Raw genomic sequence first — 25,412 nt, forward strand, 5'->3', positions numbered from 1 at the left:
TTCTCAAAACTGCTTATTTTGTGAATGGATGCCGGGGAACGCTGACGTCGTAGACCTTCACTTGAACCTTCGGGTCCGCAGGCATCTTCAGCAGCGCTTCAAGTGCCTTCGCCTTCAGTTCCCTGTCCTCGGCATTGCCCCACACTACCGTCTTTCCGTCCACCAATTTCAGTTCCACGGCGTCCGGGGAGGCGGCCGAAGCCGTGGACATTTTGGCCCGGACATCGGCGGGCAGGGTGTCCAGGACGGCCGCAATGGCCTTGAACAACTCCGTGTTCGTGGCTCCGGCCCCGGCATCGATCAAGGGCAGCGCCACCGCTGACTGGTCCTTGGTAGCCCCAAGCTGCACTCCGTCCACATCAACCATCACGTAGGAGTCTCCCTGCTTCAGCAAGGCAACAGGAACGCGCTCATTGACATGGACCAGCAACTCCGACGGCGGCCGCGCCTCCATCGTCGCCGAGCGAACCTGCACCAATGGCTTCAAGAGCTCGTTGATCTCTTGTTCACCCACCTGGGGCAGCGGTTTTCCTTCGAGGCCCGAAAGAGCTTTCTGCACTGCCTCCGGAGTCAGCAGCGTGGTGCCGTCCACCGTGATCGTCCTGACCGCCAGCGCCGGCGAGAAGACCGCTCCGGCGATCAGGGCCGCCACAACAGCTGCCACGATGGACAGCGTCCACATCACCAGCCTCCGCTGGCGCCGTCGTTTCGGCTCCGGAAAGACAATGACGTTGTCCGGTGACGCGGTGGAGTTGGCCGATTTGCCGGTAGCCGCTGGAGGTGGGGCCGCGACGGAATTATCCTCCGGCTCAATGGAGCGTTGCGCGCTGATGACGCGGTCGGACCCGCTGCCCGGCCGCGAGGTGCCCGGCCGGGGTTCCGTTCCCGGCCTGTAGGTCGGCTTGCGGGTGCTAGCCACCCAACGCCTCCACAATCACTGGCCCATAGGCAGTGACGTCTCCAGCGCCCACAGTCAGGACGACGTCGCCGTCGTGGGCGACGGCTGCCAGGGCGTCCACTGCTTCGCTGGCCGCCACCAGCCGGCCCGTGGCCAGCTGATCGACGATCAAGTCACTGGTGACACCGGGAATTGGATCCTCGCGGGCAGGGTAGATATCCAGGATCAAGGCAGTATCTGCTGTGTCCAACGCTGCGGCGAACTCCTTGGCAAATTCGCGCGTACGGGAAAACAGGTGCGGCTGGAACAGGACGTGCACTTTGTTGCCGCCTGCTACCGAACGGGCCGCCGACAAGGCAGCGCGAACCTCCGTAGGGTGATGGGCGTAATCATCGTAGACCCGCACTCCCCTCCCCTGGCCTTTCAACTCAAACCTCCGCGAGGCTCCGGTGAAATGGCCCAGCGCTGCGGCAGCAGCTGCCGGTTCCACACCAAGTTCGACGGCGACCGCGAACGCGGCTGCCGCGTTCAGGGCGTTGTGACGGCCAGGAACCTGCAATTCGACCCGGTGGACAGTGTCCCCGATAGCCACCGAAACGTCACCTGGGCCGCCGTCGAAAAGCCGGACGTCGGCGTCGTCCGAGGTCCCGTATGTCAGTACCCGCGTGGTCCCTTGCGATGCTGTGCGCTCGGCCAGGGCGCGGGCGCCGGCGTCGTCGGCGCAGGCCAGGAGGACGCCGTCAGCAGGAAGGAGCGCGGCGAAGTTGTCAAAGGAAGCGAAGACCGCTTCCGGTGTTCCATAGTGGTCCAGGTGGTCTGCCTCGACGTTGGTCACTACGGCGATCAGCGGCCGGTAGTTGAGGAAGGAACCATCGGACTCGTCCGCCTCGGCAACAAAGATGTCCGAAGTCCCGTGGGCTGCGTTCACTCCCAACGCCGGGACGTTGGCCCCAATGGCAAAGGTAGGGTCAACGCCCGCTTTCTTGAGCAGGACGGCAATCATGGAGGTAGTGGTGGACTTGCCATGCGTACCCGCCACTGTCACCACGCGATGGCCGGCCATGGTGGCTGCCAAAGCTTCGGAACGGTGCAACACCGGCAACCCGGCTGCCCTCGCCGCGGCGAGTTCCGGATTGTCGTCGCGGATGGCCGAGCCGGCCACGATCGTCTGGGCGTCTGCCAGGTTGCCTTGGTGGTATCCCACAGCGATGCGCGCCCCTGCCGAGGAGAGGTCATGCATGACCGGAAGGTCTTTGGCATCGGTACCACTGACGGGGACCCCGCGGGCCACCATAATGCGTGCGACGGCGGACATTCCCACGCCGCCGATGCCAATGAAGTGGACGCGGCCCAAGGACTCGAGAGGGGCGATGCTGGTGGTCATGCGGATACCGCTTCCAAGACAAGATCAGCCATGAGCTGATCGGCGTTTCTTATACCAAGGGCTTCGGATTTGCGCGCCATGTCGACGAGCCGGCTGTGGTCCGAGAGCAGCGGAATGAGTTCTCTCTCAAGCCATTCCGGGCTGAGGTCTTTGTCCTCAACGAGGAGCGCCCCGCCTGCATCCACCAACGGGGCAGCATTCAGTGCCTGTTCCCCGTTGCCGATGGGTAGCGGCACAAACACGGCCGGAACTCCCACCGCCGCCACTTCGCTGACCGTTCCCGCGCCGGCGCGTGCCAGAAGGACATCGGCCGCTGCGTAGACGTTCTCCATCCCGTCCACATACTCAACCTGGCGATATCCCTCAGCTGCCAGCAGGCCGCCGTGGTCGTTGAGGACGGCTTTCCCGTTGCCGGTGATGTGCAGGGTCTGGATTCCGTTGGCCGCCAACGCCGGCAAGGCGGCAGCGATGGAACGGTTGATGCTCATTGCGCCCGAGGAGCCGCCTGTGACGATCAACGCGGGACGGTTCGGGTCAAAGCCCAGGGCCTCCTTGGCGGCAGGCGCAGCCGTTGCCCGGTGCAGCCCGGAAATGGCACGGCGCATGGGCATGCCAACATGACGGGCGCCCCGCAACCGGGTGCCGGAGAAGGCCACTGCGACATGATTGCTGAACCGGGCTCCCACACGGTTGGCCAAACCGGCCTTCATGTTGGCCTCGTGGATCACCACAGGGATGCCGAGTTTACGGGCGGCCAGGTACATCGGGGTGCAGACATAACCGCCCACACCCACCAGGACGTCGGCGTTGGCATCCTTCAGGATCCGGCCGGCCTGGGAGACTGCGGCCAGCAACCGGCCCGGAAGCTTGATCAGGTCAACAGAGGGCCGCCGCGGGAACGGAACCCGGTCAATGGTGGCGAGATCGTAGCCAGCTGCCGGGATGAGCCGCGTTTCCATGCCCGACGGCGTGCCGACAGCCAGGATGGAAGCCTCCGGACGCTTGTCCTTGATGGCATCGGCGATGGCAAGCAGCGGGCTCACATGCCCGGCAGTACCGCCGCCTGCAAGGACGACGGATAAAGGCTTGGACGCGTTGCGGGAGTCAGGAGTCATGAAGGGCTATGTACGCTTTCGTGCGGTTTTCGGAGAACGGCGCGGCAGGAACCGGGGGCGCTGCTGCGGCGGCAGTTGGCCTCGAGCCAAGGACAACACTACGCCCACGCCACAGAGAGACATCACCAGGGCCGAGCCGCCGTAGGAGATGAAAGGGAGCGGCACGCCGACCACCGGGAGGAGCTGCGTCACGACTGCCATGTTCATGCTGGCCTGGCCCAGGAGCCACACCATGATCCCACCTGCCAGCGTTCGCTGGAAGGGATCTGTTTGCCTGACTACCACCCGGAAAATAGCGATGCCGAGGATCGCGAACAACACCAATACCACAAGGGTTCCAACAAGTCCAAGCTCTTCACCAATGATGGCGAAGATGAAGTCATTGTGGGCTTCAGGAAGCCAGTTGTACTTCTGCCGGCTTTGGCCGAGGCCCAGCCCGGTCCAGCTTCCCTGCGCCAAGCCGTACATGCCGTTGGTGGACTGGAAGTCGAAGTCGAAGTTTTCTGTACATGAGGCTGACGCCGTGCCCAGCCACGAGGTGATGCGGCAGATGCGGTTCGCACTGCTGATGGTTCCCAGGACGGCGCCCACTGCACCAACTGCTCCGGCGATGGCCAGCATCTTTCCCGGCACTCCAGCGAAGTAGAGTCCTGCGGCTGTGATGGCTGCGATGACAATCACGGTACCGAGGTCATTACCGACCATCACCAAGGCAATCACCAGGCCTGCTCCGGGAACTACCGGGATGATGACGTGCCACCAGCGATGGAGGAGCTTTTGCTTGCGGGCCAGCACTGCCGCAATCCAGACGCACAGGACCAGTTTGGCCATCTCCGAAGGCTGGAGGGTCACACCGCCAATGTCAATCCAGTTCTTGTTGCCGTTAACGGTGTTACCCATGACCTGGACCAGGACCAGGAGCGCCACCACGCCGCCGAGGGCCCACCAGGACAACCTCTTCATCCAGTTCACGTTCGTGCGCGAGATGACGTACATGGCGGCCGCGCCGAGGACCCCGAACATTGCCTGCTTCAAGGCATCCGCGTAGGGCGATTTGCCCTCGGAGATCGCCTCGACACTTGAAGCGGACAACACCATCATGATTCCGATGGCAGTGAGCGCCAGAGCACAGCCCAGGATGAGGTAATACGTGGAACTGTTGGGCGTCTTGTCCTTGCCTTCAAGGCTTTCCCAAAAGTTGCGCAGGTGTCCGCGGAGCCCGGAAGGCTTCTTACCCGGCGTGGCCGGAGCCTTGGGTTTCCCGTCCCGTGGGTCCTTGCCGCGGGTGCGGGTGGGCGTGCTGACCATTGTTACTCCTCGGTGGTCGGTGCCTGCCCTTCCACAAGCTCGCGAACTGCCTGGACGAAAGCATCGCCGCGGTGAGCGTAGGAAGAGAACTGATCCATGGATGCAGCCGCGGGTGCCATCAGGACGGTGTCCCCAGGCATGGCCAGTTGGGCCGCCGACGCCACGGCCTGGGCCATGATGGCCTCGCCGTAGATAGGCGAAGCGGCGTTGCCGGCTACGGTCTGCACCTCTTCAGTGTCGCCCTTCGCCTGCGCTATCACGGGGACATCGGGTGCGTGTCGTTGGAGGGAGCCTTCCAGCGCTTCCGTATCGGTACCGATCAGCACAACAGCTTTCAGCCGGGGTGCATGTTCTTTGACCAGGTCGTCATAGTTGACTCCCTTGGACAGACCTCCCGCGATCCACACAACCTGCTGGAAGGAAGACAAGGCGGCGGAAGCGGCATGGGGGTTGGTGGCTTTGGAGTCGTTGATCCAAAGAACCTCGTTCTGCTTGGCCACCACCTGGATCCGGTGGGCGCCGGGCAGGTAGTTGACCAGGCCCTGCCTTACCGCTGCCGGCTCAATGCCGTAGGCGCGCACCAACGCCGCAGCAGCCAGTGCATTGGCTACCATGTGCCGCGGCGCCACGGGTCCGAGGTCTGACATCGCGGCCAACTCCGCTGCCGAGTCCTTGCGTTCGGCAATGAAGGCGCGGTCGACCAGCAAACCGTCCACTACGCCCAGCATGCTGATGGCAGGCGTGTTGGTAGTAAAGCCGATGGCGCGGCACCCCTCCACCACATCGGCGTTTTCCACCATGCGTTCGGTTTCGATTTGCTCCGCGTTGTAGACGGCCGCCTTCTGGGTGTTCTCGTACACCTTGGCCTTGTCCGCTAGGTAGGAGGCATACGATCCGTGCCAGTCCACGTGGTCTTCAGCGACGTTGAGGCATACGCTGGCCACTGGTGACAGGGAATGGCTCCAGTGGAGTTGGAAGCTGGAGAGCTCGACGGCAAAGGCGTCATAGTCCACCGGATCCCGGAGCGCATCAAGGATGGGCGTTCCCACGTTGCCTACGGCGATGGCCTTAAGTCCCGCCGCCTGCAGCATGGACTCGGTCATGCCCACGGTGGTGGTCTTGCCGTTGGTGCCGGTAATGGTGAGCCAATCCGCCGTCTTGCGTCCTTCGCGGACCCGGAGGCGCCACGCCAGCTCAACATCGCCCCAAACGGGGATGTGCTTGCGCTTGGCAGCAGCCAACAGCGCTTGGTCGGGCCGCCATCCCGGCGAAGTAACAACCAGCTCAGGCAACGAGTCATCGATCAACGGCAAGGCGCTGACGGCGTCTTCGCCCAGCAAAACGTCCACCGCGCCAACAATTTTCAGGGTGTCTGCCTGGGCTTTGGCTTTGGGGGTGGTGGCCGCGTCAACCACCACAACTTTTGCTCCAAGCTCGATCAGGGTGTCAGCTGCCGAGAAGCCGGACACGCCGATTCCCGTAACCACCACCCGCAGGCCGCTCCAGTCAGCGTCCCAGCTGGTAAGTCCCTTGAGCCTGTCCGTGGCGGACGGCGTTGTCTCCGGGCTTCCATTCACAGCAGTACCACCCATTCAGCGTAGAAAATTCCGAGGCCGGCGGCCACGAAGAGACCGGCGAGGATCCAGAAACGGACCACTACGGTAACTTCCGCCCAGCCCTTCAGTTCGAAATGGTGCTGGAGCGGGGCCATCTTGAAGACACGTTTGCCGCCGCTGAGCTTAAAGAAGCCCACCTGGATGATCACCGAAAGGGTGATCAGGACAAAGAGCCCACCGATAAAGGCCAGCAGCAGTTCAGTGCGGGACAGGATGGCGAAGGCTGCAACGGCGCCGCCGATCGCCAGGGACCCCGTGTCCCCCATGAAGATCTTGGCCGGCGACGTGTTCCACCACAGGAAGCCCACCAGGGCTGCACTGAGGATGGCTGCCAGCAGGGCAAGGTCCATGGGGTCCCGGACCTGGTAACAGCCACTGCCCGCTTCACGCGGCGATCCGCAGGCTTGGTTGTTCTGCCAGATTCCCATGATGGTGTACGCCCCGAAGACCATGATGGAAGCGCCCGCCGCCAGACCGTCCAGCCCGTCGGTCAGGTTCACGCCGTTCGTGGCCGCAGTGATGATCAGGTTGGACCACACGATAAAGAGGATCGCACCGAGCACGGTTCCCCCAAAAGCGAGGTCCAGCCAAGGGATGTCCCGCACCAGGGAGATCTGGGTGGATGCCGGGCGCAAACCGTCCTCATTGGGGAACTGCAGGACCAGGACCGCGAAGATGATTCCCACCGCAGCCTGGAGGATCAGCTTGGCGCGGGCATTCAGGCCCAGGCTCCGCTTGTTCGAAATCTTGATGTAGTCATCCAGGAAACCAACAAAGCCCATGCCCACCATGAGGAACAACAGCAGGAGCCCGGACGCGGATGGTCCCGGGGAGCGCGGGTTCATCATCCACATGATCAGGTGGGTCACGAAGTAGCTGATGAGGACGGCCGCCACCACTACGGTTCCGCCCATGGTGGGCGTTCCGCGCTTGGTGTGGTGCGACGTCGGACCGTCGTCCCGGATGAATTGCCCGTAGCTCTTGGCCACCAGGAACTTGATGAACAGGGGTGTCCCAATGAGGGCCACCAGAAGGGCGACGCCGGCGCCGATCAAAAGTGCAATCACAGCAGCTCGTTCCCTTCGCTTGCGGCCGCTTCAGCCGCGTTGTCTCCGGTGGGCTCGGCCCGTGGAGGTAATGCTATCCGATCACCCAAATGCCGCAGCCCCACGCCGTTGGAGGATTTGAACAGCACCAGATCACCGGGTTCGAGCTCGTTCTGAAGGAGCTCATAGGCTTCTTCCACAGTCTCGGTGAACGAACATTCGTCACCCCAGGATCCTTCCTGGATGGCTGAGACGTAGAGTGCACGTGCTTCGCGTCCCACCACCACCAGGCGTGAAATGTTCAAGCGGACCACCTGCGTGCCCACGGCGGTGTGCTCGCGGATTGAGTCCTCCCCCAGCTCGAGCATGGCCCCAAGGACCGCCCAGGTCCTCCTGCCTTGCCCAAGGTCCGCCAGGGTCCGCAGCGCTGCCCGCATCGATTCGGGATTGGCGTTGTAGGCGTCGTTGATGATGGTCACGCCGTCCGCACGTTCCGTCCGCTCCATCCGCCAGCGGCTGGCCGCAGACTGTGAGCTAAGGGAGGCAGCAATGGCAGCTGCCGGGATGCCTGCGGCAAACGCAGCTGCCGCGGCGGCCAAAAGATTGGTCACATGGTGACCACCGATCAGACGGCTCCGCACCTCGACGGCAGGCCCGCCGTCGGGCAGTACAAGATCAAACTCGGGGAAGCCGTGGCCGTTGACCACCACGTTGCGGGCCTCGACTTCCTCGGTGGTAGCCGGTGACGACGTGAAGCCCAAGACCTTGGCCTTCGTCCGGCTGCGCATGGCGGCAACACGGCCATCGTCCAGGTTTATTACCGCTGTGCCGTGCTCCCCGAGGGCTTCGACGAGTTCGCCCTTGGTTTTAGCGATATTTTCGACGCCGCCAAACTCACCTGCGTGGGCCGTGCCAACCACCAGCACAACACCGATGTCCGGTTTGACCATGTCGGCGAGGTACTTGATGTGGCCCAGGCCGGTGGCGCCCATTTCGATGACCAAGTAGCGGGTATCGGCGTCAGCGGCGAAAACCGTCAGCGGCACGCCAACCTCTCCGTTGTAGGAACCCTGCGGGGCCACCGTCTTGCCGGCCCCCGAAAGCACTCCGGCGAGGAGGTCCTTGGTGGTGGTTTTGCCTGCCGAGCCCGTGATGCCGATGACGGTAAAGTCCTCACCTCGTTGAGCACGTTCGGCCCGGATGCGTCGGACGCTCTCCGCTGCCAACGCGCCCATGGCCAGAACCGCGTCATCAACCACGACGGCGGGGAGGGGGCTTCCGGCGGCATCGGTCACTTCACGTTCCGCCAGAACCAGGACGGCGCCGCGCTCGAACGCAGCATCAACGTAGTCGTGTCCGTCGGCGTGCTCGCCCGGTTTGGCCACATACAGGGAACCGGGAGTCGCCTCCCGTGAATCAGTGACGACGGAGGTGGGCACGACGTCCGTAGCTCCGGTCAATCGGCCATGGGTGATGTCGGCGATCTCCGCCGCAGTAAGTGCAATCATCTCGGTTTAGGACTCTATCCGCTGGTCCGTTGAAACGCTGAATCCCTTGGATGTCAAGGCGGCGCGCAATTCAACCCTGTCGTCCAGAGCCAGGTTCACGCCTTTGACCTCTTGCCACACCTCGTGGCCACGTCCGGCGATCAGGATGGTGTCGTTGACAGTGGCCATCTCCACTGCCAGCCGGATCGCCGCGTCCCTGGGGTAAGACTCAATGATCTCGCTGGACAGTCCCTCTGTATCGCGTGCCGCGTGGGCGCCTTGCAGGACCTCGGCGCGGATCGAGGCGGCATCTTCGTCATGGGGGTCGTCATCGCTGACAATCACCACGTCAGCCAAGCGCGCGGCAATAGCGCCCATGGTGGGCCGCTTGCCTTGATCGCGCTGGCCAGTGGCGCCGAAGACCACAATGACGCGGGACCCCTCCTGGGGGGAACGCACGGCTTCAAGGGCGCGCGCCAGGGCGTCGGGATTGTGGGCAAAATCAACAACGGCCGCCGGTTCAGTTGACACCAACTGCATTCGTCCGGGAACACCAACGGAAAAAGGGTCGTGGGCATCCAACGCAGCCTGCAGATCCTGTTCATCGACGCCGGACGCCAGGACCATGATGGCGGCCAGCGCTGCATTGGCCACGTTGAAGTCCCCGGGCAGACCTGTATGGACGCGCAGGATGCGTCCATCGACGTGCCGTAGTTCGAATTCCGAGCCGAGCCCGCGGGCGGCGATCGCTGCTACCTGCCAATCAGCTTCTGCAGTGGAATCCTTGGCAGAGAGCGTTGTGACAGGAATATCTGCCAACTCCACGAGCTTCCGTCCCCACTCGTCGTCCACAGTCACAACGGCGTGCCGGGCCCTTCCTGTAGTGAAAAGGTCTGCCTTGGTGCGGAAATACTCTTCCATGCTCCCGTGCAGGTCCAGGTGGTCCTGTGTGAGGTTGGTAAAGCCTGCGACGTCGAACATCACCCCATCCACACGCCGGAAGGAGATCGCATGGGATGAGACTTCCATGGACGCAGCCTCCAGGCCACGTTCCCGCATCAACGCCAAGAGAGCATGGACGTCCGTGGACTCAGGCGTCGTCAGCAGGCTGGGGATCGGTTCGCCACCCGCCAGGATCTCGATGGTGCCAATGAGCCCCGGCTTCTTGCCCAGGGCCCGCAGCAGCGAATTGATGAAGTACGTGGTGGTCGTCTTGCCGTTGGTTCCGGTGACACCGAAGAGCGTTGGATAACCCCCCTCGGAGGGCTGGCTTCGGTAGATCAGTGCGGCCAGAGGACCCACAGCCGTGCGTGGCTCGTCAATGACCAGGACAGGTACGGGCTGTTCGCCGGCCAGCGCAAGCTGGCGTGCCCCGGCGTCGTCCGTCACCACCGCGACTGCACCGGCTTCGACTGCCTGGGGAACAAAGTCGGCACCGTGGCGCGAAGCTCCCGGCAAAGCCATGTAGAGATCGCCGGGTTCCACGGCCCTGGAGTTGAGCGTAATGCCCGTTACTCCTCCGTCATGGATATTCTCCGGGGCGGCAACACCAAGGACCTCCGCGATGGTGGCCAAAGGCACCGCTGCCACGGACCCGGGGCGGAAGCCGGACCGGCCTGCATCCGGCGTCGTGACGTTGGTGGCTGCCTCATTGTGCTCTGACACGTAGTTCTCCGTTGGTGCTCGTGGAACGACCGGCTTGGGGCCAGCGGCGCCCGGGCCGTTAGTGGTGGATCGAATTTTGGCCGAAACAGACGCCCAAGAAGCTTACTTGACGAACTGGGGCAGGCGCGCGGGAGTTCCCGTGGACGGTGCCACGTTATAGGTCCGCAGGACCTGCGCCATCACTGATCGGAACACCGGCCCGTTGGTGACGCCGTAGATATTTCCCTTGGGACGCTGCAGGACCACTTCGACGATGAAACGGGGGTCATCCATCGGTGCCATGCCCACCATCGAGGCGGTATAGCCGTCGAAGCCGGGCAAACCGTCTTCACGGGGCGCCTGGGACGTTCCCGTCTTTGCACCAACCCGGTAGCCGTCGATGGCCGCGTCCTTGATCTGCCCCTCGGTCACGGCGCTCTCCAGAATGTCCCGGACCTGCTGCGCGGTCTCCTTGGACACCACCTGGCGCGAATCCTTGGCTGCAACCTTCTGTTCCTCCCCCTCGGGGGTGACGTAGCTGTCTATAAGCCTGGGCTGCAGCATCACGCCGTCGTTGGCGATACTCTGGAACGCCCGGACTGTCTGGAGCGTGGATTGGGAAACGCCTTGGCCGAACAGCACCGTGTATTGCTGCCGTTCGTCCCACTGCTCAGGCTTGGCGAGGATGCCCGTGGCCTCAGCCGGCAAGCCGATGTCCGTTTGCTCCCCAATGCCGAACTTCTTCAGCCAGTCGTAGCGCTGTTCCTTGGTCAACCTGCTGCCGGCCATGACGGTTCCAGTATTCATGGACCACCCCAGGATGCCCGCCAGGGTGCGTTCCTCCGTGCCGTGCTCAAAGGCGTCCGTAAACGTCTGTCCGTCGATGGTGTACGCCGTTGGAATGGTGTAGTGATCCAGAGGGAAGGATTTGCCCTCCTCGATGACAGCTGCTGCGGTGATCATCTTCTGCACGGACCCAGGTTCGTAGGCAGCCGTCACGGAGCGTACGCCCCGATCCTTGGCGTCGACTTTGCCCGGGTCATTGGGATCCGGGGCGTTGGTATCAGCCAAGGCCACCAGGTTGCCGGTCTTGGTGTCCATCACAATGATGGACCCCCATTCGGCGTTCATCTTGTCCACTTGGCTTTGGATGGCCTGCTGTGCGAAGTACTGGATATCGGTGTTGATGGTCAGCTTGACGTCGCTGCCATCCACGGCCGGAGTCAGTTCATCGGTGGCAACCGGAATCCTCAGGCCGTCAGCGCCGATCTCAAAGACCCGCTTGCCTTCAACACCGCGAAGGATCTCGTCCTGGGTTTGCTCGATGCCTGCTTGCCCCGTGGTCCCGTCCTGGAGGAAACCCACCACGCCACCGGCAACACTGCCGTTGGGGTACACGCGCTTGCTGACGCCTTCAGGGACCACTCCGGGGATGTTCAGTTTGGAGATGCGGTCTTCAAGTTCAGGCTTAATGTCCTTGGCAACCACGAAGTACTTCTTGTCACCGGTCAGCGCCTCACGGATCTTCCCCACGTCGGAGCCCAGGAGCGTAGCAAGCTCCGAGATGCCCTGGTCCCTGGAAACGGTCTCGATCTCGTCGGTCTTCTCGTTGTAGCGCTTGAACGTGGCTGTGTTCGTATTCAAGACCTGGTCGACCACCAGGTTGTAGCGGATCACGCTGCTGGCCAGCACAGTTCCGTTCGCGTCCAGAATCTGTCCGCGTTCTGCCGGTAGGACCTGGGGTGTGAGACGTTTCGCCAGCGCGGCTTCGGCCATTCCTCCCATGTCCAGGCCCTGGACCATGAAGAGCTTTCCACCCACAACCAAGAGCAGGGTCAGCATGATGCCAAGACCAACACGCAGCCGCTTTTTTGCCGCCGGCGTCTTCGTTTTTTTCGATGTGCCGGGGTTCTGAGCCACGTTGATTCCTTGCTGCTGGCCTAGCTTCAGTGGACTGATGGGTTACTGCCCGGGTGCCTTCTGCTGGGGGGCCGGGACTGATCCCCCATTGAGTTCAACCGGAGGCGTGGCTGCCGGGGACGCCGGAGCTTCAGCAGGAGCCGCCGGAGTGGGCGGAGCCACCGGTGCTACCGGCTTGAGGTTCTCCAGCGGATCCTTGGTTGTCACCGAGGGAACCACGTCCAGCATGCCCGCCACGGCCGGAGGAGCAAGCTGGGCCAAGGGAGCATCTCCCTTAACTGCCGGCGTTGCCTTTCCGGTGACGGTCATCGTATTCAGGTCGATCTGTCCCTTGACGGTGGAAGGAACCATTCCCAATTCTGCAGCCTTTGCTGCCAGATTCTGGGGAGCTTCGAAATTCTGCTTCTTCTGTGTCAGGTCCTGGTTTTCCTTGTTCAGCGTGGCTGCCTCCGCCTTGAGCTGCACCAACTGGTACTGGGCCGTGGACACTGAAATGTTCAAAACAAGTACGGTCAGGAGGGCAGCCGCCATGGCCACGAAGCAGAGGACAACAAAAGGTGTCCGGCGTTTGCCCGGAGCGTTTCGCACCAGGGAGAGCGGAGTGCGGGCCTTGCGTCCGGCGTCGGGCTTACCGGCAGGAGCGGGGAGGGCACGGGCGGTGTTGCCCACCACGGAGGGCAGTGTCTTCGCTGCGGCGTTGCTCATGCGTCTCTCCTTGGTTTGATGCGCTCTACTGCCCTCAACCGGGCGGACGCCGCGCGGGGGTTCTCAGCGATTTCTGCTGCCGTGGGCACTTCCGTGCCCTTGGTGATGGTCTTCAGTTCGGGTTTGTGTTCTTCAAGTTCAACGGGGAACCCAAGTGGGGCTGAGGATTTGGATCCTGCCTGGAAAACCGACTTCACGATTTTGTCCTCCAGCGAGTGATACGACATCACTACAATCCGGCCCCCCATGGCCGTAGCGGCCACGGCTGCAGGAACGGCCCGTTCCAGAACATCCAATTCCTCGTTGACCTCAATCCGCAGCGCCTGGAACGTGCGTTTGGCGGGGTGGCCACCGCTCTTCGCGGCTGCGGCGGGGACTACACTGCGGATCTGTTCCACCAGTTCACCGGTGGTCGCGAAGGGCTTCCCAGCCCGTGCATTCACGATCCTGTTGGCGATTCGCCCAGCAAACTTCTCTTCGCCCCATTTACGGATGATGCGTACCAGCTCGTCTTCGCTGTAGTTGTTGACTACATCGGCAGCCGTCTGGCCGCGGCTGGTGTCCATCCGCATGTCCAGGGGGGCGTCGTAGGAGTAGGCGAAACCACGCTCGCGCTCATCCAGCTGCAGGGAAGACACACCCAGGTCCATGAGGATGCCATGAACCTCGGGGATGCCAAGGTCTGCCAAGACGTCTTCGATTTCGTCGTAGACGGCGTGAACCAGGTCGGTCCGGTTCGCAAAGGGTTCCAGGCGGGCGCCAGCCAAGGCAAGTGCTTCCTCGTCGCGGTCGATGCCTACCAGGTGCAGGTCCGGAAAACGCTGCAGCATCGCCTCTGAGTGACCTCCCATGCCCAGGGTCGCATCGATGGCGACGGGGGTCGCGCCACGTTCCCTTGCAACTTCGAAGCCGGGGGCGAGGAGGTTAATGCAGCGGTCTTTGAGGACGGGTACGTGGCGCTCTGATGTGGGCTTTGCCGCGTCCTGCTCTTCCACGCTGCCTCCTCTTTCCTCAATCGCTTGCCTGTTGTTTCTTGAATCGGATCCCCATCCGCGCCTATCGTTTCGCCGGCCTGGCTCAGGGGAAGGTGAGCCAGGAAGACTATTCGATGGGCGGCTGGAGATCCCATTCAAGAAGCGGTAATGCTGCTTCCTCCGACCGGTTAGATAAAGCCGGGCAGATTGTCGTCATCCGTTTCCGAGAAGGCTGCTTCCTTCTCATTGAGGTACTCATTCCAGGCTTCGGCATCCCAGATCTCCGCCCGGGTACCGGCACCGATCACGGCTAGTTCCCTACCGAGGCCTGCATACGCCCGGAGCGCCGGCGGAATCGTCACGCGCCCCTGCTTGTCAGGTACTTCATCAGAGGCTCCAGACAGGAAAACGCGAATGTAGTCACGGGCCTGCTTGGAAGACAGTGGTGCCTCCCGCATCGATTCGTGAATGCGTTCGAATTCTTTCTGGCTGAAGACGTAGATGCAGCGTTCCTGGCCCCTTGTGAGGACCAACCCCTCCGCAAGCTCCTCACGGAACTTGGCGGGAAGGATGATCCGGCCCTTTTCATCGAGACGCGGCGAGTGAGTGCCCAGAAACATCTGGCCCCACCGCCCCTCAGTTAAGGTGCCCGTTCATTCCCAACACTGCCACTACCCTCTTATGTGCTCCACTTTACTCCACAAAGCCCCACAGTCAACGCAACAAGGGGCGTTTCTCCACCACCTTGAGTTTTAAGATGACCGAAACTGCGCGGTTTTCGGGACCGTGGCGGAAAGTGGAGGGCTGACGATCCCATAGGTTCGGCGCGCCTGTTCCCAACAGGGAGCCCAGGGGACATCTACGCAGCTTGGAGGTGGTGGGTGGTGGAAAGTGGAGACAGGGCGGGAAGTGGAGGAGGCCGCCACAACTCCTTAAACGCAAAAAGACCCGCGATTTGCGGGTCTTTCGTTATCCCCTTTGGATTCTTAGGGGCGCGCGTCAAGCAGGGTGGCCTGCACTGCCGGTCGTGGAGAGAGGAACGAACGCTCAGGAATCGTCTCGGCGCCGCTCGTCCCAGCGCTCTTCCAAACTGCTCATGAAGGAACTCTTGGGTTTGCCCTTTGCGGGCTTGCCTTTGCCGGCTTTGCCAAAGGCTGCTCCGCGCAGCGTGGCGAAGTAAACGCCAGCACCCATGACGACGAAGCCGAGGACACCGACCGGTATCGCCTGCATCGACACTCCCACGAGCAGGAGGAGGATGCCGGCAATGGCGCCGAGCACGCCGATAATCACATGCCGGGTTGACCAACTGCGAATGGGATCCGAGCCCATGGTGCTGGCGAACTTCGGATCGTCCTCATGAAGTTGCTTTTCCAGTTGCTCAAGCAGCTTCTGTTCGTGCTCCGAGAGGGGCATCGCGACCTCCTTTAGTCAGCCAGCGTCTGGACATAACGCATTCTGTGCGTCTGTTTCCAAAACGATCGGACCAAGAAAATCGTTCCCAAAATTCCCTCGTGGTTCAGCGGGCATCTCAGGGCCGACTGTTCAGGAAACAGTTTGTCCAGACGATCTAAATCTCTGTAATAAATAGGATAGTTTGTCCGACGCCGTTCTGAAAGACGCCCGGAGCCCAGCGGGACCAAGCTCACAGCCGATCACGTGCCTGAAGGAGGATTTCCCGGTTCCAGAAGCCTTGCAGGGAGCAGGGTCTTGGAACCGAAACGCTCTGAAACGCGGTCCAATGCCTGCTCCGCGGCCCTCCAGTTATCATCCCGGCGATCCAGGCTCAGCTGAAGGGACGTCTGTCCCGCAGGCTCAAGCTGCTCGGCCCGAACCCCTACGAGTCGGACGCTCATGGACCGAGGGCCCAGGGACTCCAGCAGTTGCACAGCCACTTGGTAGATCATCTGCGCACTGTCCACCGGGGCGTGGACGGTCCGGCTCCGCGTGACGGTTGAAAAGTCCGAGTACCTCAGCTTCAAGGCGACAGTCCTGGCCAGCATGCCTGAACTCCGCAATCTGCCCGCCGTCCGGTGCGAGAGGCGGAGCAGTTCCCTGTGCAGCAGGTTATCGTCGCCGGTGTCGTTGGAGAACGTCTCCTCGGCTCCGATGCTCTTCTCAAGCCTTGTGGGGGTCACCGGTCGCGGATCGACCCCCATGGACAGGCGGTGGACGTGTTCTCCGCTGGCGCCCAGGACCTTCTTTAAAGAGGCCAAGGGAGTAGCTGCCACATCTGCCACGGTCCGGATGCCAAGCCGGGCAAGCACTTCTCCAGTCTTTCCACCCACCCCCCACAATGCGTTGACTGGGAGGCTGTGGAGGTACCCCAGGGTGTCCTCCGCGTCGATCTGGAGTATTCCGTCGGGCTTGCACCTCGTGGACGCGATCTTGGCCACGAACTTGGTGCTTGCAATTCCCACGGAGGCCGTTATGCCCAGTTCCGACTGGACCCGTCGCCGGATCAGGTGGCCGATATCCAAGGGCGGACCGAGCCGGCGAATCGCACCGCCAACATCCAAGAACGCTTCGTCGACACTGAGGGGTTCCACCAGATCCGTAATGGAGGCGAAAATCTCCATGATCTGGCCGGATACTTCGTAATACACCGTGTGCCGCGGATTGATGATCACCGCGGAGGGACAGCGTCTCATCGCGATGGACATCGGCATCGCGGACTTCACTCCGGTTGCCCGGGCCTCGTAGGAAGCAGAGAGCACCACTGACCGTTCAGCGGGAAATCCGACAATGACGGGTTTTCCCCGAAGATCGGGACGGCTGCGGAGTTCAACGGAGACGAAGAACGCATCCATATCCACATGAAGAATGCTGGTTCGCCTCAGTTCCCGCAGGGCATCTCCAGCACTGCGGGAGGGTTCCTTACCGGCTCCCGGGCCGTTTCCGAATGCTTCCTGCCTCACATCGGCAATACTATGCCCGGCCACTGACTAAACTGGAGGCACAGTCAGGCTCAGCCCACGGAAGGATACCCTGTGAAGCTCTTTGGAACTCCTCGATCGCGAGGGTTTGCCCTGCTCGCAGCGAGTGTCGCCGTAGCGGCCTCGGCATGTACGCCGTCGCCAGGAGGCTCAGCCGGCCCCTCCCCCACAGATGCTTCATCGCAGTCGACACCATCCGCACCAGCCGCTTCCGGTTCAGGGTCCGGTTCCGCGTCGGCACCTGAGACTGCGACGGCCACGGAGTCGGCCACCCCGGCGCCCGGCGCAACGGCAACGGTGAACGCCCTTGTTCCCGGCTTCCCTGAGCAGTTGATCCCCGTTATGCCCAAGACGTCTGTCCGTTCCAGCAGCTTTGACAAGAGCACCTCCCTGGCAACCGTTGCCTTGGTCGGTACCGTCAAGGCCCCGCCTGAGGGCGTGGTGGACTACTACAAGACATCCTTGGAGGCCCAAGGCTTCAAGCTTGTCCCAGGCCCTGAAGCCGTGGGCAACGTCACCTCGCTGGACTTCATCAGGGGCGATGGCGAGACCGTGAACGTATCCATACGGCAAAAGGAAGGCGTGTCCACCTTCACCATTGGCGCCAACGTGGCGTCCGGGTCCATCAAGTGACGGCATTCTCCCAAGTGACGTCCGAACAGGCGGAATTCATCAGCGGGGTTGCGGGCAAACTGAAAGGCTTCCTGTCGCAGCAACAGGACCTCATGGCTACGGTGTCCCCGGACGTCGAACCGCTGATCGGCTCGATTTCCAACCTCGTCACTGGTGGCAAGCGCCTCCGTGCACTGATGTGCTACTGGGGCTGGAGGGGCGCAGGCGGTCACTCCGGAGACCCTGACATCGTTACTGCCGGGTGCGCGCTGGAACTGTTCCAGGCAGCGGCGCTGATCCATGACGACATCATTGATCGATCCGATACCCGCCGCGGTGGACCCAGCGTGCACAAACGCTTCAGTCAACTCCATGGGATGAATGGCTGGGCTCTGGACGGCGGGCGCTTTGGGGATGCCGCTGCCATTCTGACGGGAGACCTCTGTTTGTCCTTCAGCGAGGAGTCCTTCACTGAGGTCGGTGTCCGGGCCGCGGCGGGAACCTCCGCGCGCCGCATATTCAACGTCATGAGGGCCGAGGTCATGGCGGGCCAGTACCTCGACATTCTTGAGGAGGTGGCCGGCCCTGTCCGTGACCGGGCAGGCTCGGTGGATCGGGCACAATCGATCATCCGGTACAAATCGGCAAAGTACTCCACGGAACATCCACTGGCATTGGGCGGAGCGCTTGCCGGCGCCCCCGCGGGGCTGCTGAAGAACTACTCAGAGTTTTCCTTGCCCCTCGGCGAGGCATTCCAAATGCGGGACGACGTCCTTGGAGTTTTTGGCGATCCCGAAACCACCGGCAAACCCGCAGGCGATGATTTATTGGAAGGCAAGCGCACTGTACTTGTTGGATTTGCCTTGAACCAGGCAACAGCCGGCGAAGCGGAATACCTTGATCGAATGCTGGGTCATCCGGACCTTGGCGAAGACGACGTAGCTCGTATCCGCCGCATCATGGTGCAATGTGGCGCTTTGGATGCCACGGAGTCGCGGATTGCCGAGCTGAGCAACCAGGCCTTTGAAGCGCTGGAACGCCTGCCCCTCGATGACGTGCCGCTCACGGCATTGAGGCAGTTGGCCGAGGCCGCCGTCAGCCGCGCAGCTTAACGCGCAGCATCATCAGGGCGGTTCAGCCGGCGGGGACCGGCTCCGAAAGGACATGACTCGACGACGGCGGTGGAACCCGCCGTCGTCGTCGTGTCAATTCAGTTCCAGGCTTTTCAGCCGGGAAGTTAGCTTTACCAGGCGAGAGACTGGGCGCGACGCCTGATTTCAGTTTTCCGCCCCTCGCGCAATGCGTCGATGGGACGGCCCCGCAGTGATTCATCCGGGGTGAAGAGCCAGATGATCAACTCTGTGTCGTTGTAACCGGCATCGCTGAGAACCGCGATGGTTCCCTTCAAGCTGTCTACAACGTGCCCATCCTGAAGAAACAAGGCCGGGACTGAGCGGATATTCCGCTCTCCCCGCCTGACGGCTACAAGCGCACGCTCATCCAAAAGTCCGTGGACTTTGGTGATGGAAACTTCCAGCAGCTCGGCGACATCCGGCAGCGGGAGCCAGTCGGAAACAAGGCTTTCTACATTACTCACGGAACAAGGTTGCCACGCCGCACTGCCCGGCGCCTAGCCGGGGTTCGACGGCGGTACCCGGCGCCCGCCTTTACGTCGCTATTTCATTGCAATTATTGGGTGTCCATAATCCAGAACGACAGGAATTGTTGTGTCGATTGAATAAGTGTGAGAGATTCACACTGATCACACTTGCACCATTGATAACATCAGTAACATTGGTAACACTGACAACAGCGCCACCCAACACCCCGCTGTTGAGATGAGGACACTTCATGACGACGCCCCGCTCGCCGAAACGAACAATGAGCATGCCGGTCATTGCGGCAACCACGGCTGCGCTTCCCGCCGTGGTCTTGTCCTCGCTTGCCCTGGCTCAGCCGTCCATGGCTTCCCCGGCCCCCCAGCCGCGCAAAGTCCCTGCCACGCTTGCTGCAGCTATGAAGGCGCAAGCCGTCAATGCCGGCACCGTCATCCCCGCACAGGCTGTTGCGGCCACGCTGCCCGCAGCCCTGCGCCCCATGGCCCCTTCGGTTCCGGATACGTACACGATCGTTCGTGGCGACACCATCAGCGCGATCGCCCGCCGCTTCAACCTGGACACCAATGCGGTCCTCCAGCTGAACAAGCTCTCGGCCACCACGTTGATCTACCCGGGCCAGACCATCAAGCTCACGGGCACGGCCACCACCACACCCGCCCAGCCCTCCGCGCCGGCAGCCCCGAGCGCACCAAACACTGCCAGCATCTACACAGTGGTCTCCGGTGACACCCTGGGCGCGATTGCCGCCAAGCATGGCGTACCCCTGTCCAGCATTTTCAGCTGGAACAACCTCAATGGAAGCTCCATCATCTATCCGGGCCAGAAGATCAAGGTCAGCGGCGGCTCTGCGCCCTCCACGCCCGCTGCTCCTGCGCCGGCACCGGCGCCCGCGCCTGCCCCCTTGGCCAGCACGGGTTCCTACACCATCAAGGCCGGCGATACCCTCAGCTCCATCGCCTCGCGCCATGGGGTTTCCCTGAGCGCGCTGATGACCGCCAACAAAGTATCTGCAACCACGGTTATCTACCCGGGCCAGAAGCTCAGCATTCCCGGCCCCGGGCTTCAGCCGGCCGGCGAGACCAAGCCGCTGGTTCCCAGCACCTTCCTGGGCTTCACCTACCCGGCAGCCGTGGTGAGCTCGGCCAACGAGAACAAGGCCCTCCTCAACGCTTCGCCGGTACCCAGCCGCGCCGAAATGAAGAGCATCGTGGCAGACACGGCCAGGCGCATGGGTGTCAGCCCCTCCCTGGCGCTTGCTTTCGCGGAACAGGAATCCGGCTTTGACCAGCGGGCTGTATCACCTGCCAACGCCATCGGCACCATGCAGGTCATTCCATCGTCCGGCCAGTGGGCCTCGGACCTGGTGGGCCGCAAGCTCAACCTTTTGGACCCCTACGACAACGCCACGGCAGGTGTCGCCATCATCCGCGCACTGATTGCCACCAGCAAGGACCTGGACACCGCGATTGCCGGCTATTACCAAGGCCAGTACTCGGTCAGCAAGTACGGCATGTACGACGACACCAAGCGTTACGTCGAATCGATCAAGGCCCGCCAGCGCACGTTCGGCTAGGCTCAGCAGCACCTCGGAAGGGGCCCGGATCCCATTGGCCAGCCCAATGTGGATTCGGGCCCCTTCCCTGCCTCGTTTAGGATCGTATGGTGCAAGAACCAACGCAGGACCACCTCATTGGGACCATGGTGGACGGCCGATACCTGGTCCGTTCCCGCCTCGCCAAGGGCGGAATGTCCACCGTCTACCTGGCCACGGACCAGCGCCTTGAGCGCGACGTGGCCCTCAAAGTCCTGCACCCACACCTGGCAAACGATCCCACCTTCCTGCAGCGGCTGAGTCGCGAAGCTAAAGCTGCCGCCAGCCTTTCCCACCCCCATATTGTGGGCGTACTGGACCAAGGCGAAGACGGACATATCGCCTACCTGGTGATGGAATACGTCAAGGGCCACACGCTCCGGGATGTCCTCACCGAGCAAGGCGCCCTGGCGCCAAGACTTGCCCTTGCACTGATTGATCCTGTGATAGAAGGATTGGCCGCTGCCCACGGCTCCGGTTTGATCCACAGGGACATCAAACCCGAGAACGTCCTGATCGCCGACGACGGCCGGATCAAGGTGGGCGATTTTGGCCTGGCCCGGGCGGTCTCGGCCAACACCAGTACCGGCGCCCTGATCGGCACCGTGGCTTACCTGGCTCCGGAACTGGTACTCGGGCAAGCCGCAGATGCCCGCAGCGACATCTACTCGGCGGGCATCATGCTGTACGAAATGCTGACCGGCAAGCAGCCCTATGCCGGTGACTCCCCCATCCAGGTGGCCTACCAGCACGTCAACGCAGTGGTGGGCCGTCCCTCGGACGTTGTCCCCGGACTGGCCGAAGACCTTGATGAACTGGTCCAGTGGTGCACGGCTACCGATGCAGAGAACAGGCCTGTGGACGGGGCTGCCCTCCTGGCCGAGCTCCGCCACATCCGAACCACGCTGACCGACCAACAGTTGGACCACCGGCTAAGCCCGGGACCCAACCCCTACTCCGCCGCGTCCGCAACCACCGCGCCCGGTGGCGGCGCCGGTAGCCCTACGGAAGCGCTGGCAACCACGGCGTCACCCACCGAGTTCATCAGCCACCAAAGCAACCCGACCACCATCATGGCCGCCGGTGGTTCGGCTCTTCAGCACTCCAGGGCTGCGGCAGGCGGGGATGCTGAGCAGGACCTTCGCCGCCCCGGCAAGCGTGAGCTGAAGAGGCTCGAGAGGCAACAGACCAAAGACCGCGCACGCGCTGCTGCGACCCCTGTCCGCCCCCTCAGGGAAGGCAATCCCCGCCGCCGTGGCGCGATCTGGACCATCGTGATCATCATCCTGGCGATGCTCGCGGCTGCAGCCGGGTGGTTCTTCGGCATGGGCCCGGGGTCACCCGGGACCGTACCCGACGTCAAAAACAAGACGGTTGCCGAGGCACAGCAACTCCTCCGGACTGCCGGCTTCCAATCGGAGCCACGTGACGTCTTCGATGACGACATCCTGGCCGGCCTCGCGGTCGGAACTGAGCCCGAATCCGGCGCCGAAGTACGGAAGTTCCAGCCCATCACCCTTTTCGTCTCCAAGGGGGCCCAGCTCTTCCCCTTGCCCGAATTGACCGGCGGTACCCTGGACGAGGCCAAGACAGCACTCAATGCCGCGGAAATGGCCCTGGGGAACGTCACCGAAGCCTTTGACGAGAAAGTGCCTGCCGGCGTCGTGATTGCCCAGGACCCGGCCAAGGGCACTGAAGTACGGCACGGTACGCCTGTGGCCCTGGAGGTTTCCAAGGGTCCACAGCCGATTCCCGTCCCTGACGTCCGCGGCAAGGCACAGGATGCCGCAGTCAAGGCGCTCCAGGACGCCGGGCTCAAAGCAGTGATTGCTCCGGAAACCGTCAATGACAAGTCGGTCCCCAAGGGCGCAGTGGTCTCCCAGACCCCGGCCAGCGGCACCCTCGTGAGGGGCGAGTCCGTGACGCTGACCGTGTCCAAGGGGCCCAAGATGGTGAAGGTCCCCAGCTTCATTGGCAAACAGGCCGATGAGGCTGAGAAGGAGTTGAAGAAGCTGGGCTTCAAAGTGGAGATCAATAAGATACTCGGCGGATTCTTCGGTACCGTCCGTGACCAAAGTCCCGTCAATACTGAAGTGCCGGAAGATTCCGTTGTGACGCTGACTGTGGTCTAGGAGCCGAATCCAGTCACCTGAACACATCAAAAGGCGCGGTCCGGAGACATCCGGACCGCGCCTTTTTCTGGTTTTCCTACTGCTTGGAAAGGGCTCCTGCAACCAGGAAGGCCATCTCGAGGGACTGCATGTGGTTGAGGCGGGGATCGCATACTGACTCATAACGGTCCAGGAAAGCGTCCTGATCGATGGGATCAGCACCGCCCAGGCACTCAGCGACGTCGTCACCGGTCATTTCCACGTGAAGGCCGCCGGGGACGGTACCCAACGAGTGGTGGACCTCGAAGAAGCCACGGACCTCATCAATGACGTCGTCGAAGTTGCGGGTCTTGTAGCCGTTCGGTGACGTGACAGTGTTGCCGTGCATGGGATCGGTGACCCACAACACCTGCGCACCTGAGGCCGTGACGCGCTCGACGACGGCAGGCAGCTTTTCGCGGATGTTCGTCGCGCCCATGCGCGTGATGAACGTCAGGCGGCCCGGTTCCCGGTTGGGGTCCAGCTTGTCGATCAGGCGCAAAGCATCGTCACCGCTGGTGGTGGGCCCAAGCTTGACGCCGATCGGGTTCCGCACACGGGAGAGGAAGTCGACATGCGCATGGTCCAGTTCACGGGTCCGCTCGCCGATCCACAGGAAGTGAGAGGAAGTGTCGTAGGGCAGGCCGGTGCGTGAATCGATGCGGGTGAGGGCACGCTCATAGTCGAGCAGCAACGCTTCGTGGCTGGCAAAGAACTCAACCCGCTTCAGTGCCTCGAAGTCGGCGCCACAAGAGTCCATGAAGCTGATGGCACGGTCGATATCGCGTGCCAGCGACTCGTAACGGGCGTGCGCCGGGTTTTCCGTGAAGCCCTTGTTCCACTGGTGAACGAGTCGCAGGTCCGCGAAGCCACCCTGGGTGAACGCACGAATGAGGTTCAGGGTGGAAGCAGAGGTGTGGTAGGCCTTCAGCATGCGGCCGGCGTCGTGGGCGCGGGACTCCGGGGTGAAGTCGTAGCCGTTGACGATGTCGCCGCGGTAGGCGGGAAGTGTCACGCCGTCGCGGGTCTCGTCGTTGGACGAGCGCGGCTTGGCAAACTGGCCCGCCATGCGGCCCATCTTGATGACGGGCATGGCAGCACCGTACGTGAGCACCACTGCCATCTGCAGGATGGTCTTTACGCGGGCGCTGATCTTATCCGCGGTGGCGGCCTCAAAGGTCTCAGCGCAATCGCCGCCCTGCAGGAGGAAAGCCTTGCCCTGTGCCGCAGCGGCCAGTCGCTCCCGAAGAACGTCCACTTCCCCTGCGAAAACCAGCGGCGGCACCACGGAAAGTTCCTTGACGGAAGCCTCGAAAACGCCGGCGTCCGACCAAGTGGGCTGCTGTGAAATCGGCAGGTCCCGCCAGGCGTCGAGCCCGGGATAGTTCGCTGCCCCGCTTTGGGCGGTGCTGGCGAGGGGATCTGCTGTGGAGGATGCGGTGTTCGCGGTTAGCTCAGTCACCCTTCAAGAGTAGTAGTCTCCGGCAAGGATGCGGGACAGTGGGCGTAACCGATGACGCCGCCCGCGTCACAGTTTCTGTGACGACCCGTCCCCGCCGGTCCCAGGTTCATCCCTGTCTTCCGATATGTCTTCGGTGGACTCCTCCGTCACCTCAAGCCGGTGGACGGGCTCAGGGCCCTTTCCGGCCAACTGTGCCTTGACCACGGCGGCGTACTCGTCGACGTACTCCTGGCCGGAGAGACGCATCAAGGCGTACATGATTTCGTCCGTCACCGCCCTCTGGATCAGGCGGTCGTCCTCCATGCCGTAGTAGCGGCTGAAGTCCAGGGGCTGTCCAAAGATGATGCCAACCCGGCGGATGCTGGGGAGCCGCTTACCAATGGGCTGGACTTTCTCCGTCCCGATCATGGCGACCGGCACCACAGGGACCCGCGTTTGCAAAGCGAGCCGCGCTACACCCACCTTGCCGCGGTAGAGCCGGGCGTCAGGGCTGCGGGTGCCTTCCGGGTAGATTCCCAACAAGCCCCCGGAGGCGAGGACATCCTTGCCTGCCTGCAACGACATCTCGGACGCTGCCCCTCCGGAACGGTCCATGGGGAGTTGGTTGCTCAGCCTGAAGAACAGTGCCGTGAGCCGCCCCTTGAAACCTTTGCCCGTGAAGTACTCGGACTTGGCCAGGAAGATCACTGGCCGGTGCACCATCAGAGGCAGGAAGATGGAGTCCGAAAAAGACAGGTGGTTGGACGCCAGGATTGCGGCGCCGCTTTCAGGGACGTTGTCCAAGCCCTTGACCCATGGCCTGAACAGGAGTTTGAGGATGGGACCCAGGAAGATCCTTTTCATGACCCAATAGAACACGGTTGTCCTCTCACGGCCGACGGATGGCATGCTTCCGGCAACCCGGCCGGCACTCAACTGCAACCCTACTCCAGTGAGAAATGTCCG

General features: G+C 62.5%; 21 protein-coding genes. 4 read left to right on the plus strand and 17 right to left on the minus strand.

Annotated elements, in window-relative coordinates; genetic code table 11:
* Positions 1-13 precede the first annotated feature (13 nt).
* From ABIE35_RS17930 to dinB, 14 genes are all read right to left on the minus strand, one after another.
* Positions 14-919 carry a cell division protein FtsQ/DivIB gene (locus ABIE35_RS17930; RefSeq protein WP_354517033.1) on the minus strand — a complete coding sequence of 302 codons (906 nt, stop codon included), beginning with the start codon at positions 917-919 and terminating at the stop codon, positions 14-16.
* A complete protein-coding gene (murC, locus tag ABIE35_RS17935; RefSeq protein WP_354517035.1) occupies positions 912-2,282 on the minus strand; it encodes a UDP-N-acetylmuramate--L-alanine ligase in 1,371 nt (456 codons plus the stop codon). Before murC ends, ABIE35_RS17930 begins: the two co-directional genes overlap by 8 nt.
* Positions 2,279-3,397 (minus strand): undecaprenyldiphospho-muramoylpentapeptide beta-N-acetylglucosaminyltransferase, encoded by a 1,119-nt coding sequence (gene murG / locus ABIE35_RS17940; protein ID WP_354517037.1) that lies wholly within the window; start codon positions 3,395-3,397, stop codon positions 2,279-2,281. Before murG ends, murC begins: the two co-directional genes overlap by 4 nt.
* A 6-nt stretch (positions 3,398-3,403) precedes the next feature.
* Positions 3,404-4,705 (minus strand): putative lipid II flippase FtsW, encoded by a 1,302-nt coding sequence (ftsW, locus tag ABIE35_RS17945; protein WP_354517038.1) that lies wholly within the window; start codon positions 4,703-4,705, stop codon positions 3,404-3,406.
* A gap of 2 nt (positions 4,706-4,707) precedes the next feature.
* Complete coding sequence (gene murD / locus ABIE35_RS17950) at positions 4,708-6,297, minus strand: UDP-N-acetylmuramoyl-L-alanine--D-glutamate ligase (protein WP_354517040.1); 1,590 nt, start codon at positions 6,295-6,297, stop codon at positions 4,708-4,710.
* The gene (gene mraY, locus ABIE35_RS17955; protein WP_089594499.1) at positions 6,279-7,388 is read right to left on the minus strand and encodes a phospho-N-acetylmuramoyl-pentapeptide-transferase; all 1,110 of its coding nucleotides are present in this window, start codon (positions 7,386-7,388) and stop codon (positions 6,279-6,281) included. The genes murD and mraY overlap by 19 nt, the downstream gene beginning before the upstream one ends.
* Positions 7,385-8,875, minus strand: coding sequence for a UDP-N-acetylmuramoyl-tripeptide--D-alanyl-D-alanine ligase (locus ABIE35_RS17960; RefSeq protein ID WP_354517042.1), 1,491 nt, complete (start codon positions 8,873-8,875; stop codon positions 7,385-7,387). The genes mraY and ABIE35_RS17960 overlap by 4 nt, the downstream gene beginning before the upstream one ends.
* A gap of 6 nt (positions 8,876-8,881) precedes the next feature.
* Positions 8,882-10,519, minus strand: a complete 1,638-nt coding sequence (locus ABIE35_RS17965; RefSeq protein ID WP_354517044.1) for a UDP-N-acetylmuramoyl-L-alanyl-D-glutamate--2,6-diaminopimelate ligase — start codon at positions 10,517-10,519, stop codon at positions 8,882-8,884.
* A 102-nt stretch (positions 10,520-10,621) separates the two neighbouring features.
* Entirely contained in the window at positions 10,622-12,418 is a 1,797-nt protein-coding gene (locus ABIE35_RS17970) for a peptidoglycan D,D-transpeptidase FtsI family protein (RefSeq protein ID WP_354517046.1), read from the minus strand.
* A 42-nt stretch (positions 12,419-12,460) separates the two neighbouring features.
* Positions 12,461-13,123, minus strand: a complete 663-nt coding sequence (ftsL, locus tag ABIE35_RS17975) for a cell division protein FtsL (RefSeq protein ID WP_354517048.1) — start codon at positions 13,121-13,123, stop codon at positions 12,461-12,463.
* Positions 13,120-14,118, minus strand: coding sequence for a 16S rRNA (cytosine(1402)-N(4))-methyltransferase RsmH (gene rsmH, locus ABIE35_RS17980; protein WP_354517050.1), 999 nt, complete (start codon positions 14,116-14,118; stop codon positions 13,120-13,122). Before rsmH ends, ftsL begins: the two co-directional genes overlap by 4 nt.
* Before the next feature lie 167 nt (positions 14,119-14,285).
* The gene (mraZ, locus tag ABIE35_RS17985) at positions 14,286-14,717 is read right to left on the minus strand and encodes a division/cell wall cluster transcriptional repressor MraZ (RefSeq protein ID WP_026542500.1); all 432 of its coding nucleotides are present in this window, start codon (positions 14,715-14,717) and stop codon (positions 14,286-14,288) included.
* Between the two features lie 427 nt (positions 14,718-15,144).
* Entirely contained in the window at positions 15,145-15,513 is a 369-nt protein-coding gene (locus ABIE35_RS17990) for an SCO2097 family morphological protein (protein ID WP_089594493.1), read from the minus strand.
* Positions 15,514-15,752: 239 nt separating this feature from the next.
* Positions 15,753-17,015: a DNA polymerase IV gene (gene dinB / locus ABIE35_RS17995; RefSeq protein WP_354517052.1), complete on the minus strand. Its 1,263-nt coding sequence runs from the start codon at positions 17,013-17,015 to the stop codon at positions 15,753-15,755.
* 72 nt (positions 17,016-17,087) lie between these two features.
* Between dinB and ABIE35_RS18000 the strand changes: the two genes are divergently transcribed.
* Both ABIE35_RS18000 and ABIE35_RS18005 read left to right on the plus strand, forming a co-directional pair.
* Positions 17,088-17,666, plus strand: a complete 579-nt coding sequence (locus ABIE35_RS18000) for a hypothetical protein (protein ID WP_354517054.1) — start codon at positions 17,088-17,090, stop codon at positions 17,664-17,666.
* Positions 17,663-18,757, plus strand: coding sequence for a polyprenyl synthetase family protein (locus ABIE35_RS18005; RefSeq protein WP_354517056.1), 1,095 nt, complete (start codon positions 17,663-17,665; stop codon positions 18,755-18,757). Before ABIE35_RS18000 ends, ABIE35_RS18005 begins: the two co-directional genes overlap by 4 nt.
* Positions 18,758-18,888: 131 nt before the next feature.
* Here the strand turns inward: ABIE35_RS18005 and ABIE35_RS18010 are convergent, their stop codons facing one another.
* Positions 18,889-19,242, minus strand: a complete 354-nt coding sequence (locus ABIE35_RS18010) for an Rv2175c family DNA-binding protein (RefSeq protein WP_354517058.1) — start codon at positions 19,240-19,242, stop codon at positions 18,889-18,891.
* Positions 19,243-19,496: 254 nt separating this feature from the next.
* Between ABIE35_RS18010 and ABIE35_RS18015 the strand changes: the two genes are divergently transcribed.
* Together ABIE35_RS18015 and pknB are read left to right on the plus strand one after the other, a co-directional pair.
* The gene (locus ABIE35_RS18015) at positions 19,497-20,837 is read left to right on the plus strand and encodes a LysM peptidoglycan-binding domain-containing protein (protein WP_354517060.1); all 1,341 of its coding nucleotides are present in this window, start codon (positions 19,497-19,499) and stop codon (positions 20,835-20,837) included.
* A gap of 86 nt (positions 20,838-20,923) precedes the next feature.
* Positions 20,924-22,987: a Stk1 family PASTA domain-containing Ser/Thr kinase gene (gene pknB / locus ABIE35_RS18020; protein ID WP_354517061.1), complete on the plus strand. Its 2,064-nt coding sequence runs from the start codon at positions 20,924-20,926 to the stop codon at positions 22,985-22,987.
* A gap of 76 nt (positions 22,988-23,063) precedes the next feature.
* Here pknB and ABIE35_RS18025 read toward each other — a convergent pair whose 3' ends face one another.
* Positions 23,064-24,467: a class II 3-deoxy-7-phosphoheptulonate synthase gene (locus tag ABIE35_RS18025; RefSeq protein WP_089594486.1), complete on the minus strand. Its 1,404-nt coding sequence runs from the start codon at positions 24,465-24,467 to the stop codon at positions 23,064-23,066.
* Between the two features lie 66 nt (positions 24,468-24,533).
* Positions 24,534-25,325, minus strand: coding sequence for a lysophospholipid acyltransferase family protein (locus ABIE35_RS18030; protein WP_354517062.1), 792 nt, complete (start codon positions 25,323-25,325; stop codon positions 24,534-24,536).
* Between the last annotated feature and the right edge of the window lie 87 nt (positions 25,326-25,412).

Source organism: Paenarthrobacter sp. 4246 (assembly GCF_040546855.1).
Classification (GTDB): domain Bacteria; phylum Actinomycetota; class Actinomycetes; order Actinomycetales; family Micrococcaceae; genus Arthrobacter.

Bases quoted from the DNA above. Each gene is read 5' to 3' on its own strand.
- murG (WP_354517037.1), bottom strand. From the start codon at position 3,397: ATGACTCCTGACTCCCGCAACGCGTCCAAGCCTTTATCCGTCGTCCTT.
- ABIE35_RS17960 (WP_354517042.1), bottom strand. From the start codon at position 8,875: ATGATTGCACTTACTGCGGCGGAGATCGCCGACATCACCCATGGCCGA.
- murD (WP_354517040.1), bottom strand. From the start codon at position 6,297: ATGGGTGGTACTGCTGTGAATGGAAGCCCGGAGACAACGCCGTCCGCC.
- ftsW (WP_354517038.1), bottom strand. From the start codon at position 4,705: ATGGTCAGCACGCCCACCCGCACCCGCGGCAAGGACCCACGGGACGGG.
- pknB (WP_354517061.1), top strand. From the start codon at position 20,924: ATGGTGCAAGAACCAACGCAGGACCACCTCATTGGGACCATGGTGGAC.
- ABIE35_RS18015 (WP_354517060.1), top strand. From the start codon at position 19,497: ATGACGACGCCCCGCTCGCCGAAACGAACAATGAGCATGCCGGTCATT.
- murC (WP_354517035.1), bottom strand. From the start codon at position 2,282: ATGACCACCAGCATCGCCCCTCTCGAGTCCTTGGGCCGCGTCCACTTC.
- ftsL (WP_354517048.1), bottom strand. From the start codon at position 13,123: ATGAGCAACGCCGCAGCGAAGACACTGCCCTCCGTGGTGGGCAACACC.
- mraZ (WP_026542500.1), bottom strand. From the start codon at position 14,717: ATGTTTCTGGGCACTCACTCGCCGCGTCTCGATGAAAAGGGCCGGATC.
- ABIE35_RS17990 (WP_089594493.1), bottom strand. From the start codon at position 15,513: ATGCCCCTCTCGGAGCACGAACAGAAGCTGCTTGAGCAACTGGAAAAG.